Origin of the sequence: Caballeronia choica (genome assembly GCF_001544535.1) — a bacterium.
Classification (GTDB): Bacteria; Pseudomonadota; Gammaproteobacteria; order Burkholderiales; family Burkholderiaceae; genus Caballeronia; species Caballeronia choica.
This window is the reverse complement of the sequence record NZ_FCON02000021.1, coordinates 28,338-41,913: the sequence shown is the minus strand read 5'-3', so window position 1 is coordinate 41,913 and position 13,576 is coordinate 28,338. Positions and strand designations below refer to the sequence as shown.

General features: G+C 65.2%; 11 protein-coding genes. 3 read left to right on the top strand and 8 right to left on the bottom strand.

What is annotated here, in order from left to right:
• Positions 1-31 precede the first annotated feature (31 nt).
• Positions 32-952, bottom strand: coding sequence for an NAD(P)-dependent methylenetetrahydromethanopterin dehydrogenase (locus AWB68_RS12325; protein WP_087644633.1), 921 nt, complete (start codon positions 950-952; stop codon positions 32-34).
• Between the two features lie 446 nt (positions 953-1,398).
• Positions 1,399-1,821: a LysR substrate-binding domain-containing protein gene (locus tag AWB68_RS12320; protein ID WP_374729569.1), complete on the bottom strand. Its 423-nt coding sequence runs from the start codon at positions 1,819-1,821 to the stop codon at positions 1,399-1,401.
• Positions 1,822-2,039: 218 nt separating this feature from the next.
• Here AWB68_RS12320 and AWB68_RS12315 point away from each other — a divergent pair, with 218 nt between their 5' ends.
• The 3 genes from AWB68_RS12315 (at position 2,040) to gph (ending at position 4,911) form a co-directional block, all read left to right on the top strand.
• A complete protein-coding gene (locus AWB68_RS12315) occupies positions 2,040-3,128 on the top strand; it encodes a class 1 fructose-bisphosphatase (RefSeq protein ID WP_087644632.1) in 1,089 nt (362 codons plus the stop codon).
• A gap of 95 nt (positions 3,129-3,223) precedes the next feature.
• On the top strand, positions 3,224-4,096 hold the full coding sequence (locus AWB68_RS12310; RefSeq protein ID WP_087644674.1) for a phosphoribulokinase: 873 nt from the start codon (positions 3,224-3,226) through the stop codon (positions 4,094-4,096).
• 35 nt (positions 4,097-4,131) lie between these two features.
• Positions 4,132-4,911: a phosphoglycolate phosphatase gene (gene gph / locus AWB68_RS12305; protein ID WP_087644631.1), complete on the top strand. Its 780-nt coding sequence runs from the start codon at positions 4,132-4,134 to the stop codon at positions 4,909-4,911.
• Positions 4,912-4,924: 13 nt separating this feature from the next.
• Here the strand turns inward: gph and AWB68_RS12300 are convergent, their stop codons facing one another.
• The 6 genes from AWB68_RS12300 to AWB68_RS12275 form a co-directional block, all read right to left on the bottom strand.
• Entirely contained in the window at positions 4,925-6,952 is a 2,028-nt protein-coding gene (locus AWB68_RS12300) for a sigma-54-dependent Fis family transcriptional regulator (RefSeq protein ID WP_087644630.1), read from the bottom strand.
• A 191-nt stretch (positions 6,953-7,143) separates the two neighbouring features.
• Positions 7,144-7,788 carry a two-component system response regulator NarL gene (narL, locus tag AWB68_RS12295; protein WP_087644629.1) on the bottom strand — a complete coding sequence of 215 codons (645 nt, stop codon included), beginning with the start codon at positions 7,786-7,788 and terminating at the stop codon, positions 7,144-7,146.
• A gap of 239 nt (positions 7,789-8,027) precedes the next feature.
• The gene (locus tag AWB68_RS12290) at positions 8,028-8,987 is read right to left on the bottom strand and encodes an electron transfer flavoprotein subunit alpha/FixB family protein (RefSeq protein ID WP_087644628.1); all 960 of its coding nucleotides are present in this window, start codon (positions 8,985-8,987) and stop codon (positions 8,028-8,030) included.
• A complete protein-coding gene (locus tag AWB68_RS12285) occupies positions 8,987-9,787 on the bottom strand; it encodes an electron transfer flavoprotein subunit beta/FixA family protein (RefSeq protein WP_087644627.1) in 801 nt (266 codons plus the stop codon). Before AWB68_RS12285 ends, AWB68_RS12290 begins: the two co-directional genes overlap by 1 nt.
• Complete coding sequence (locus tag AWB68_RS12280) at positions 9,765-11,333, bottom strand: hypothetical protein (protein ID WP_125482923.1); 1,569 nt, start codon at positions 11,331-11,333, stop codon at positions 9,765-9,767. Before AWB68_RS12280 ends, AWB68_RS12285 begins: the two co-directional genes overlap by 23 nt.
• Positions 11,334-11,355: 22 nt before the next feature.
• Positions 11,356-13,518, bottom strand: coding sequence for a heterodisulfide reductase-related iron-sulfur binding cluster (locus AWB68_RS12275; RefSeq protein ID WP_087644625.1), 2,163 nt, complete (start codon positions 13,516-13,518; stop codon positions 11,356-11,358).
• Positions 13,519-13,576 lie beyond the last annotated feature (58 nt).

Here is a 13,576-nt window from a genome sequence, read left to right as displayed (position 1 = left end):
CGGGGTTGCGATGGCGGACCCGATCGATGGTTCACGCGGCCGCTTGCGCGGGACGCTCGGCGAGCACCTCACGCGCCATGGCGAGCGCTTCTTCGAAGCCGAGATAAAGCGGCTTCTTCGTCGCGAGCATCTGTTCGAAGAGACGCCGCTGAACCTGATACTTGACATTGCCGATGGCAAGCGCGCCGATGCCCAGCGTCTTTCCATTTGCGATCGACTTGCCGTCGTCCATCACGCCGACGCCTTCGATGCCCGCTGGCGGCACGGCGTTCACATCGGCGGCAATCAGCAGGTGCGGTGCCGACTGCAGTTGGCTCGCGCTCAGCACCTGCACGCCGGCGGCGGCCGCGGCGAACACGACATCGGTTTCGGCGAGCGTCGAGGCAACGGCGGCCCCGGATCGCGCATCGGCGCCTGCCGTCTGCACGCTGAACCGTTCGTTGATCCGGCTGCTCGCGCTTTCTGCCGCTTCGAGGCCGCGACTGCTCGCGATCGATACGAGCGCACCCGCCTGGGCCGCAAGCACCGCGGCGATCACGCCGACCGGCCCGGTTCCGCCGAGTACCAGAACGCGTTTGCCGGAAAGATCCGTGTCGCGTGCGCGCAGCAAGTGCGACTCGACGCTCGCGACGAGGGCCGCAGCGGTCGTATACGAGCCGCTCGGATCGGCGAAGACCGACACCTCGAACGGTGGCACCATGGCCTTTCGAGCGATGCGCAGCATGTCGGCGGCCACGACGACATCGCGCCCGCCGATGAAAATGCCGGTGTGCGCGACGCCTTTCGGACCGCGCGAGAAGATCGCGTCTTGCGTGAAAGCGGCGATGTTATCGACGCCGACATCGGCGTAAGGCACGACGATCTGATAGCCGGCATCGACGGCCATGTTGACATCGAAAGGGCTCATCTGCCGCGTGGGCGTGAACATATGGAGAATGAACGGACGTTCCATCTTTCCTCGGCGAAGGGGTAAGTGAATCGATGGCCGGCGGGCGTTTGAACTAGCGTTGTGCCTGAGTTTCGGCCCCTGAAGACTTCGAGGTGCAGCGACGCGCTGGGCCTTGCGGACGCGATCATGAGCGGTTCTTCGGTCCATGACGGGACGGCTGGCAGGCCCCGACCAACGCAAGCGCCATGCCATGCGGATGGTGCTTGCGTCCATCGGAGGCGCGCATTCGCTCACGCGCGATTCGCGCATCCGCTAACGACAGGACCGGTTTGCCGCGCGCCGCCGACATGTGCTGTTACGAAGACATTCTGTAACGCTCCAGCGTCTGGCGAGACGTGCATCGCGCGAGCTTTTTTGCGGCTTCCGCGAATCCCTCGTTAGCGCGGGGTCCTGTATGTCCGATCAGAAAGCGGCGAAATGCATGGCAGGTTGGCGACAGGTGCCCGGCGCTAATACGGACGTTCAGCCACGTCCGAGCGATGGGCGTTCCGTTTACCTGGAGGGATCGCGATCTCGCGCGTACGCAGTTCCAGCCTTGGCGTATGCAGGGATACGAGGCTGATGCCCATGCTCGCCATCATCGCCTGCTTCCCCGATTCGTCGCTGTCGAGCGTGACGATTCCTGCCGGTGTGAAGAGGTGATTGCGCAGCATCAGATCGGCGACGGTGCGCGTTCCCGAGCCCGCTTCGCACGACAAGAACGTCTCATGGCGCAATTCCTGCAAGTCGAATTGCTGTGTCTGAAGCTGGCGCAGGGCGAGCGCACGAACCACGGTTCCATATCGGTGAGCAAGTTCGCGGGCGGCGACGAAGCCGGAAGATAAGCTCGGCCTTATAGGATGGCTAAGAATAACTGTCTTTGACTGAATCATGCGCTGGCGTACCCTCGAACCAACGCCGGGTCATTGTCCGGTCAACCTCTGAGATGTTCCATACGAAAGATGCCGGCCACGGCACACGAGCAACGAGACAACGTACGCGAAGGAGGAACGCATGGCCGTATCGCCTGGACTTTCCGCTGACGAACTGGCGCGGCTCCAAGCCGCCCCGCGGTACGTCGACCTTTCAACCATCCTGAAGTGAGGCGACCATGCACCAACGCCCTATGACCTTGCCCGAGTTTCTTGTCGGACAGTTGCGCGAAACCGTCGATGAAACGGACCGCCCGCGCCTTCAGGTCCTCCTTCAGGACATCGCCCGCGCCGTGCGCGCGGTGACGTCGATTGTCGCGCGCGGCGCACTCGACCACGCGGGCGGCGTGGAAGGCGGTGTCGACGCTCACGGCGACGAGCGCAAGCATCTGGAACTCGCGGCGAATGCGGAGTTCGTCGCGATGTGCGAGCGCAACGCGTGCGTGGCGGGGCTGGTGTCGGACGCGACGAATATCGCCCGCGAGACGAGCGCGGGCGGCGCGCGCGGCGAGTATCTCGTGGTGCTCGATCCGCTCGCCGGATCGTCGAACACGGGTCTGAACGTGGCGGTCGGCTCGATCTTTTCGGTGCTGCGCAGACGCGCGGGCCAGCCGGTTTCGGACGCGGCGTTTCTGTGCAACGGCCGCGAGCAGCTTGCCGCGGGTTATGCGATCTACGGTCCTGCGACGATGCTCGTGCTGACCGTCGGCCTCGGCACGCACGGCTTCACGCTGGATCGCGACGCGGGCGCATTCCTGCTCACGCATCCGTTCATTCGCATTCCCGCGCCGGCGACGGAGTTTTCGATCAACGCCGCGAACGAACGCTTCTGGGAGCCACCCGTGCTGCGCTATGTGCGCGAATGCCGGGCCGGCAGCGCAGGCGAGCGCCAGCAGGATTTCAGCGCGCGCTGGGTCGCGTCGATGGTCGCCGACGTGCATCGGTTGCTGATGCGCGGCGGCGTGTACCTTCACCCGCGCGATCGTCACAGGGCGAGCCATTCCGGCGGCCTGCGGCTCTTGCATGAAGCGAACCCGATGGCGTTCATCGTCGAGCAGGCGGGCGGGCTTGCGAGCACCGGGCGCGGGCGGATCGTGGATGCCGAGCCGGAGGCGCTGCATGACCATGTGCCCGTGATCCTCGGTTCGAAGGCGGAAGTGGAGCGGCTCGAACGCTATCACCGTGAATACGACAACGGCGTCGACAAGCCATTCGTCTCGCCGCTCTTCAATGAACGTTCGCTGTTCCGTCCGGAGGCACGCATCTGAATGCGCCCCGCGACGGACCCCGCGACCTGCGCGAAGCGCTTCGCCGCGTGGAGATGCCGCACGTCAACCAAGCCTTGTCCGATGAGAGTTTCACCATGTCGATCAGACACCCGATCGTGGCGGTCACCGGCTCGAGCGGAGCCGGCACCACCACCGTGATGAAGAGCTTCCAGCACATCTTCCGGCGCGAGAAGCTGAACGCGCAGGTGGTCGAAGGGGACGCGTTTCATCGCTACGACCGCACCGCGATGCGTGTCGCGATGAAGGAAGCCGAAGACAGCCGCAGGCAGTTCAGCCACTTCGGTCCGGAAGCGAACCTGCTCGAAGAACTCGAAGCGCTCTTTCGCGACTATGCGCAGACCGGCCGGGGCCGGGTGCGCAAGTACCTGCACGACGAGATCGAAGCGGCGCAGCATGGGCAGGACCCTGGCACGTTCACCCGGTGGTTCGGGATCGAGGACGAAACCGACTTGCTCTTCTACGAAGGGCTGCATGGCGGCTTCGCGGGTCACGGCATCGATGTCGCGCAGCACGCGGACCTGCTGGTCGGCGTCGTGCCGATCATCAATCTGGAATGGATCCAGAAGCTGCATCGCGACAAGAACCTGCGCGGCTATTCGCAGGAGGCGGTCATGGACACCATCCTGCGCCGCATGCCCGACTATGCCCATTACATCTGTCCGCAGTTCAGTCGCACGCATGTCAATTTTCAGCGCGTGCCGACGGTCGATACGTCGAATCCGTTTGCCGCTCGCGACATTCCCACCGCCGACGAAAGCTTTGTCGTGATCCGCTTTACCCATCCCAAGGGTATCGACTTCCCCTATCTGCTCACCATGTTGCGCGATTCGTTCATGAGCCGGCCAAACGTGATCGTCGTGCCCGGCGGGAAGATGGGGATCGCCATGCAGTTGATCTTCACGCCGATGATCCTTCAGATGATCGACCGCAAACGGCGTGCCGTCTGAAGCACGCCTCACTGAGAAATCACAGGAGACAAGCCATGCAAGTCATGCCGCGCAAACTGCCCGTCGACGCCGTGTTGTTCGACCTCGACGGCACCTTGCTGCATACGTCGCCGGATATCGGACGCGCGCTGAATCGCGCGCTCACCGAACGAGGCATGCCGCCGATCGCGCCGGATGCGGCGCAGGGGCTGATCGGTGGAGGATCGGCCGTGCTCGTGCAGCGGGCATTGAGTCTGCTCGGGCTCGACGACGAGGCGCATACCCATAGCCAGGTGCTGCGCCGCTACGAACTGGCCTACGAGAGCATTTGCCAGAGCGCGGACGGCCACCTGACGCAACGCTGCCCGGGGCTCGAAGCCGCGCTCGATCAATTGCGCGAGATGGGAGTCAAGCTGGGTGTGGTGACCAACAAGGAGATGCGCTTTCTTGAGCCGTTGCTGCTGCGCTTCGGCTTGTCAGGATGGTTCGACATCGTCGTGGACGGAACCACCTGCGCGAAGCGCAAGCCAGACCCGGCTCCGCTCCTGCACGCTTGCGAGGCCCTCGCGGTGGAGCCGGCGCATACGCTGTTCGTCGGCGATTCGATTTGCGATGTGCAGGCAGCGCAGGCCGCCGGCATGCCGGTCGTCTGTGTCAGCTACGGATACAGTGCGGATCATCCGGTGGCAGAGTTGCCGTGTCTGCACGTCATCGACGATCTCGGCGAGTTGCCTGAGCTGATCGGCGGCCAGCCGCAGTTGCGCAAGCTGCGGCGCCCGGCGCATGCTGCGCTCGCCGCGCAACGGCAGGACGATCAGCCCGGCTATCTGATCTGAGGCTTGCGGCGCGTCACGGCTTGATGTGAACGCGCCGCATCTTCCGATACAGCGTGTTGCGCGTGACGCCGAGCGTGATCGCCACCTTGCTCACATTCCAGTGGTGCCTTTCCAGCATCCCGAGCAGCGTTTCGCGCTCGCTTTGCAGGATCGCGTTGAGCGCGGGGGCCGTGGCCGGGCATGCGTCGTCTTCGTCGATCTCCACCTCGGCGGATGCTTGCCGCGTGCCGCGATCGGAAGGGGGAGGGCGCTCCGCGCGGCCGCGCACGATATCGGCGGGCAAGTGCTCGCAAGTGAGCACCGGCCCGTCGCACAGCGCGGCAGCCATGCGCAGGACGTTGCGCAACTGCCGGATGTTGCCGGGCCACGCGCAGTCGAGCAGCGCGTGCCGCGCGTCCGGGCTCAGCGACGGCGCGCCGTCATGGGCATCCTGTTCGAGCAGATGTCGGATCAAGGCGAGCTTGTCCTTGCGGTCGCGCAACGGCGGAATATGCAGCGCGGCGCCGTTCAGGCGGTAGTACAGGTCCTCGCGAAACTGGCCGGTGCGCACCAGCTCGGACAGGTCCCGATGGCTTGCGCTCACGAGCTGAAAGTCGACCTTGATGACCGTCTCGGAACCGAGCGGCGTGACCTCGCGCTCTTCGAGCACGCGCAACAGGCGGGCCTGCAGCGTGAGCGGCATGTCGCCGATCTCATCGAGGAACAGCGTGCCGCCATCGGCCTGAAGTATCTTGCCGCGCCTGCCTTCGCGCTGCGCGCCGGTGAACGCGCCGGCACGGTAACCGAAGAGCTCGCTTTCGATCAGATGCTCGGGCAGCGAAGCGCAATTCACCGCGATGAATGGTCCGCGATGCCGCGCGCTTGCCGCGTGCAGCGCGTTCGCGAACACTTCCTTGCCGCTGCCTGTCTCGCCGTGCACGAGGACGGCAATGCCGCGCTCGATCATGCGCTCGCCGAGACTGAACTGGCTGGCAAGACCGGCATCGCCGAATTCGACACGCGGCACGCCGGCGCGGCGTGCGCGTTCGGTGGCTGATCGTGCGCCGGCCCGTGCGGACATTGGCGGCGTTTCTTCTTCGACGGGTTCGACCACCTTGGCCGCGTGACTGCGCGGCTCCTGCGCGACCACGAAAAAGCGATTCGCGGCGTGCGCGCGGAAAATCGGAATCGGATGGAACGAACTGCGTGCGCTGCGTCCGACGATGTCGGAAAGCGATGCGTTGAAGATATCGGTGATGAGCTTGCCGGCCACGTCGGCGAGCGACGAAAAGCCCAGTTGAAACAGGGCGCTTCGATTTGCGCCGAGCACCGTGCCATTGTCTGCGATCGTGAGCTTGCCCGCATGCAGTGTATTGACGAACTCGGGCCTGCTGTGAAAATGCAGGACATGCGAGCGTGCGTGACGTGCATCGAGCAACTGGTTCTCGATCATCTGCCGCGACATGCCGACGAGCACCAGCGAGTGCTGCTGCAACAGTTGCGAGCGGCTCGTGACATCGAGCGCGCCGACCAGGGAACCGCGTTCGTCGAGGACGGGCGCGGCCGAGCAGGTCAACCCGGTGTAGCGCGAATAGAAATGTTCATGCTGGCGCACGGCGATCGCTTCGCCTTCCGCGAGGCAGGTGCCCATGCCGTTCGTGCCCGCTTCGCGCTCGCTCCACAGGGCCCCGACGCAGAAGCCCCAGTCCTCGACCTCTTCGGCGAATTCCGTCGAAGAGACGAGATGCAGGATCACGCCATCGGCATCGGTCAAGACGACTGCAAGCTCGGCATCGCCGAGTTGCTGATAGAGCGTCGCCATTTCGAGTTTCGCGCAGCCGATCAGGTCGGCGAGCGGCTCGCGCCGTGCGGCAAGTTCGGCGCTCGTGAGAACGGGCGGCGCTCGCCACGCGTCGGGACGAAGGCCGTGATCCTCGATACAGCGCGTCCACGACCGGATGATGGCTTCGCTGGGATCGAAGCGGCCAAAACGAGGCGCCCTCTGACGCATGATCTCGCTTAAGCGGCTGTCGTGTTCCTTCAGGGCCTGACATGATTCCATGACGCGTATCTCCGAATAATGGCCGGCGGGCGAGCGGCACCCTCTGGCGGATTATTCGTTGACGAATCGGGAGCGGCAATACACCTCGATGGCCTACTCCCCCGGAGGTAGGGGGAACACCCGATGGCAGAAGCGCACGCGTGCCGATGCTGCGCACAGCATCGGCTGGAAAGGATGGACCGTGCTGGCAGTCAGTGATTGCGCTGCTCGTGCTCGTGCCGCCACACGACGGCTTCGAGCCGCGAGTGCAGGTCGAGCTTGCGCAGCACGTGCTTGACGTGAACCTTCACGGTACCGACGCTGATATCGAGCTTGCGTGCGATCGCCTTGTTGCAGAGTCCGCCGACGAGGTAGTCGAAGACTTCCAGTTCGCGCGCCGTGAGATCGGTTTGCGTCGCGGGAATGCGCTGGCCGCCGGAGAGCGCATGAACGAGGCTGCCCGTGACGGCTTCGCTCAGCACCGCCGTGCCCTTCAAGGCCTTCTGCAAGCACACGCAGAGGTCCTCGGGGTCCATGTCCTTGAGGAGATACCCGTGGGCGCCCGCACGCAGTGCGGCCACCACGTCGCGTTCGTTATCGGACACCGTCAGCATGATGAAGCGTGAATCGACGCTTGCCTGGCGCATCAGATCGAGCGTCTCGATGCCGCTGATCTCGGGCATGTTCAGGTCGATCAGAATCACGTCGGGCTTGAGGCGCACTGCCATGTCTACGCCATCGCGTCCCGACGACGCTTCACCGACGACGGAAAACGCGGGATTCATCTGGATCAGTTGCGCGACGCCCTTGCGGAACAACGCGTGATCGTCGATGAGAAGAACCGTATTGGGGGACATTCTCTTATCTTCCTTGGGCTCATTGACCAGACTGCCTGTCTCTTACTGGAACGGCCTGTGTGCAGTCTCTTGCGGCATGCGTCGTGCATTTGGTGCGTGACGTCATGCCCGATTTCGAGCTGCGGCTTTTTTTCTGCCGGATAGTCTAACCGCGGACAGCATGCGAAGAAAAAACATCTCAAAAATATTTCGGGACCGGCCGCCATTCGACGAACCGGCCCGCGTGCTGGATGATTTCCTCAGAAGTGGTTGCGCAACTCTTCGCCGATCTCGAAGATGTCTCCGACGATGCCGTACTTCGCGATCGTGAAAATGGACGCTTCGGGGTCGGTGTTCACGGCGATGATGTTCTCGACGTGCTTCATGCCCGCCATGTGCTGCACCGAGCCCGAGATGCCCATCGCGATGTAGACCTTGCAGTTCGCGGCGGTCTTGCCCGACTGCCCGACCTGATGCGCTTTCGGCAGCCAGCCCGAGTCGGCGATCGGCCGCGAGCAGCCGAGCGTCGCGCCCACGGCATCGGCCAGTTCCTTGAACTGTTCGACGTGCGTCTCTTCCCCGATGCCCCGACCCACCGACAGGATGAAATCGGCGCCGGGAATATCGACGTCGCCGCTCGCGGCCGGCTCCTCGAATTCGATATGCGTGCTGCGCTCCGTGACCGGCGGCGCGGCGAACGAAGTGAGCGCAGCCGTGCCGCCCGCCTCGGGTGCCTTGAACGAGCCAGGGCGCAACGTCACGACGACCGTCGCGCGGCCCGGAAACTCGATCTCCATGTTGACCTTCTGGCCGTAACCGGAGCGCGTGGCGAGCCATGCGTCGCCGTCGCGCGAGAGGCCGAACGCGTCGGTCGTGAATCCGTGATTACCCTTGGCGGCGAGCGGCGCGGCATAGCCGAGCGTATCGATGGTGTGCGGCAGCAGCACGAGCGAGGGTGCGCGATCCTGAATCAGCGCGCGTGCAACGGCTTCGTACGTGTCGGGGTCGAAGGCGTCGCTCGCGGTCTGCACCGTCACGATTTCATCGACGCCCGCGAGTTGCAGCGCCTCCGTGAATGTACCGGGACTGGCGCCGAGCACGGCCGCCGTGAGGCGCTCGCCGCTTGCTTCCTTCGCCTGCACGGCCGCGCCGAGCACTTCGAGGCTCACGGGGCGCAGTTGCCCCTGACGATGTTCTACGAGAACCAGAATTCCTCTCATCACGCTTCTCCTCTGAATTCCTTGATCAGGCTCGCCAGGCGTGCGGCCTGTTCGGCGGGGGTGCCGTCGATCATTTGCGCGCGGCCCACTTCCGGCACGTACACGCGACGCACGCGCGAGAGCGAGCCGGCGGCGCCGGTTTCGTCGGCCGGCACGCCGAGGTCGGCGGGCGAGAACGTTTCGATCGGACGGGTCGCGGCCTGCTTGATGCCGCGCAGCGACGCGTAGCGCGGCGTGTTGATGCCCAGTTGCAGTGTCAGTACGGCAGGTGTCTGCACCTTGACGGTGGCGTAGGCGCCGCCTTCGAGTTCGCGGCGCGCGGTGGCGCACAGCGAACCGGGGCTGTAGTCGAGCCCGGCCACCACCGCGGCGTGCGGCCAGTCGAGCAGGCCGGCGAGCGCCATGCCGGTGGCGCCATACGCATGGTCGGACGCCTGCACGCCTGCGAAGATCATGTCAGGCGCCTCCTTGCGCGCGAGCGCGGCCAGCACGCGCGCAATGCCGACCGGGTCCGCGCCTTCGAGGTCGTCGCTCCAGATCCGGATCGCGCGATCCGCACCCTTCGCGAGACACTTGCGCAGTTCTTCGTCGGCGCTGTCGGGGCCGACGGTCGCGACCACGACTTCAACGCCGGCATCCTGAGCGCCTTCCTTGAGTCGCATTGCTTCTTCGAGTGCGTAGTGGTCCCATTCGTTCAGGTCGAAGACGTGGAAGTCCGCTTCGACGTCGCGGCCGTCGTCGCGCAACTCGAAATCTTCATCGAGCGACGCAACCTGCTTAATGGTTACGAGTATCTTCATCTTGGCTCCATCGTGTTCGTCGGTTCATGCACGGGGTGCTGCTGTAAATCGGGGGCTGCGATAGTGCCGCGGCACGGGACGCGTGCGCGGGCGATGTGTCTGGCGCGAGCGTGCGGCCGAAGTAGCCGAAGATGCGCATGCGCGCTTCGCTGTCCGGGTCGAGGCGCATGCGCCAGCGATCGGCGTCGGTGAGATTGGGATGCTCGAACACCAGCACGCGATGCAGCGGGTAAGCCTCCTCGCGCAGCGGCAGCAGTACGCGCCGCGTCGCCTGCCGGTTGAGGATCACGCCGCGCCGCACGTCCGGCACGTCATGTTCGGCGAGCCGGGCGAGGCCTGCCTGCGGCGTGGCCGGATTGCGCGCGACGCCGGAGAGCACGTCGATGTCGGTATCCCGCGCAAGCTGGCTCAGCACCGCGCGGGGCAGGTCGTCGCGATAGGCGACACCCGCGCGCACCCACGCCACGTCGTCGGTGGCGAGCAGGGCGAGCAGGCGCGCTGGGCAGCGCGGATGACGGCTCACCGCGCGGCGCACTTCCGATTCCGCGTCTTGCACAAGGCGTTCGAGCCATTCGGTCGAGCAAGCGGGATTGCGAGCGAGCGAGCGGCGCACCCATGCATCCGCATCTTCGGCAAGCCAGTCGGCGACCCTCGGTGCCACGTCGGCGCGCGCGGCCACGGCGCGTCGCACGGCGGGTTCCGCGTCGAAGCAAAGCGCGATCAGCGCGCCCGCCGGCGTGCCGGGGTTGACGGCGGCCGCGCGTCGCACGGTGGCTTCGTCGTCGCGGGCGAGCAGCGTTAGCACCTCGCCGCTCGTGCGCGCATGAAGCGCCACGCTGCGCTTCTCCGGCACCGACGCGGGAATCGAGCGCAGCAGCGCATCGGGGCAATATGGGTGGCGCAGCACCTGCGCGCGGACCGCGTTCGCGCGCGTGCTGTTCCACAGACGCGTGAGTGTCTCTTCGTCGGTGGCAAGGTGAATCGCGAGCAGGCGCTGCAGCGTCGCGATGCCGCGCCGTTCGAGCTGTGTCAAAAGATCCGCCGGTACGCCGACGTTCTCGCACAGGGCGCGCAGCACGGCGACGTCGTCGGTTCGCGAGGCGATCGCGGCAAGCAACGCGTGCGGCGCGTTCGCGTGGCGAGCGAGCAGTTGCCACAGGCGCCCGGCATCGTCGATTGCGCCGGCTTGCGAAGCCAGTGCGTCGAGCGCCGGGCCGGGCGTCGAAGGATTGCGCGCGAGGCGGACCCCGAGCGTCGTGTCACTACTTTCAGACGCGACGGTGGCAAGCCGCGCGAGCACGGCGGCAGGCGCGAAGGAGAGCGCCGCGAGCGCGAGCCGGTCGCGGCGCGTGTTGAAGAGCCGCGACCCGAGCCGTTTCCGGTCGCTGCCGCTGGCATACGGATAGAGCGCGGCCGCGCCGTACAGGTCGTCGGCTTCGAGAGCGAGGCAGACCAGTTCGCGCCAGTGACGCCTTGGCGTAGCCGCGACGGCCGGCGTTCGGACGGCCGGATCGGCGGGGGCGATGGGCATTTGCGGAGTGGACATGTGCGCCGGTCCCTGGTCGCCCTCACGCGGGCACGGCTTCGCGCTGGTCGTCCGATACGGGGCCGTCTCGCGCTGCATCGGCAAGACTTTCCGCGACCAGCTCGATGAGTTCGCGCACGACGAACTTGCCTTCGTAACCGCTCGTCTTCAGCGCGTCCTCGAACATCGTCAGATCCTTGGGGCAGCACACGACGAATACTTCGAGCCCTTCGATGCGCGCGGCCTCGTGCATGCGCAGTTGCGACGGCTTTTCGACGCCCACCGGATCGCTCATCCAGATCCTCCCGCCGCCCGCGCCGCAGCAGAACGAATTGTCGCGTGAGCGCGGCATCTCGACGAGGTCGCAACCGAGCGCGGCGAGAATCTCGCGCGGTGCGTCGTAGCCCTTGTTGAAGCGGCCGAGATGGCATGGATCGTGGAAGGTCACGCGATAGTCGAGCGAGCGCCGGGGCGTGATCGTGCGTTCGCGGATCATGCGCGCGAGAAGGCTCGTGTAGTGCTCGATTTCGTACTTGCCGCCGAAGTCCGGGTATTCGTTGCGGATCGTGTTGTAGGAGTGCGGGTCGGTCGTCACGATGCGCTTGAAGGTCGACTTGCCGAGCATCGCGATGTTGTTTTCCGCGAGCAGTTCATAAAGCCCTTCCTCGCCGACGCGGCGCACATCGTTGCCGGCGTTCGACTCCCCTTCATAGAGCAGGCCGAAGGCGACGTTTGCTTCATGCAGCAAGGTTGCGAAGGCCCGGGTCACGCGCTGGTTGCGGGGGTCGAACGAGGCATAGTCGCCGACGAACCACAGCATGTCCACCGGCTCCTTGCGCGCATCCTTGATCTCGAAGGGCAGGGGCTTGGCCCATGCCGCGCGCTTGCGCTTCGATTCGTTGAACGAGTTGCCGTTCTTGTGGATGGCCTGCAGCGTCTTTTGCACTTGCGGTTCCATCTCGCCGTCTTCGACGAGCTTGCGGCGCAACTGCACGATGATCGGCACATGCTCCACTGCCACCGGACAGATTTCGACGCACGCCATGCAGGTGCGGCACGACCATACGGTCTCCATGAACACCTGGCCGATGCCCTTGCCATGCACGTCGAGCTTGACCTCGTCGGGCAGCGTGTTCTTCTCGAGCGCCTCGTTCGCGAATTCGCGCAGCGACAGGATCACGTCGCGGGGGGAAAGCGGCGCACCTGACGCATTCGCCGGACACGCTTCATGGCAGCGTCCGCACTTCGTGCAGGCGTCGAGATTCAGCAGATGTTTCCAGGTGAAGTCGGTGATGGTTTTGTAGCCGACGCTCTCGCTGTCGGGCGCGATGCGCGGCAGCCGTTGCGCGGCGAGCGGATCGCGCATCATCAGCGAGCCCGACGCCGTGAAAATGTGCTTGATCTTCGTGTACGGAATCAACGCGATGAAGGTCAGCGCGAGCAGGCCGTGGAACCACCAGAGACCGGTGCGCAGGATGTACGCGCCGGACGATCCGAGCCCTGCGGCACGCATGGGCTCGGCGAGGAGGGCGGCGACCGGCGACCACCAGCGCGTGTCCCACACCACCGCGCGATCCTGCAGCCACACGAGACGCAGCGCGCTCAGCACGAAGCCGGTGATGCCGATCAGGATCAGCGTCCAGAGGAACGCCCAGTCTTCGCGGCGATAGCCGCTGCGGTCGTAGTCAGGGTCGCCAGGCTGGCGGTCGGGGCGCTTGTAATCGAGCTTGGGCGGCTTGATCCAGCCGCGGCGGACCATCATGTAGATCAGGCCGCCGATCAGCGAGACGCCGGCCAGGTTCATCGCGAGCTTGAAGAACAGATAGAAGTTGCCGTTCCAGAAGTGGTAGCCGAAGACGCGCGCCGTGATGTCGTAGTCGACCGTGACCGTCGCCGTGCCGATAAAGAGCACCGCGAAGCCGTAAAAGATCATGCGGTGCGCGCGGCCTGCTGCCGGATCGCGGCGCGCGATCGTGCGGTGGTCCGCCACGACTTTGAGCATGTCGGCGAAACGTGCGCGCAGGTCGATCGGACCGGTGACCGGCCGCCCGCGCCGGTACTTGCGGATCTGGATATGGACGCCCCACGCGAACACGCCGATTGCCGCGATGCCGACGGCATAGAAGAGCACGATCGCGAACGAAGGGAAGTTCTCGAACAGGATGCGCGTCACCGAGGTTTTGTCGAAGTTCGATGCTGTCAGCATGGTTTGTCGATTGGACAGGTTGAGAGAGGGTTGGGTTGGAGTAACACCGTTTGATGCG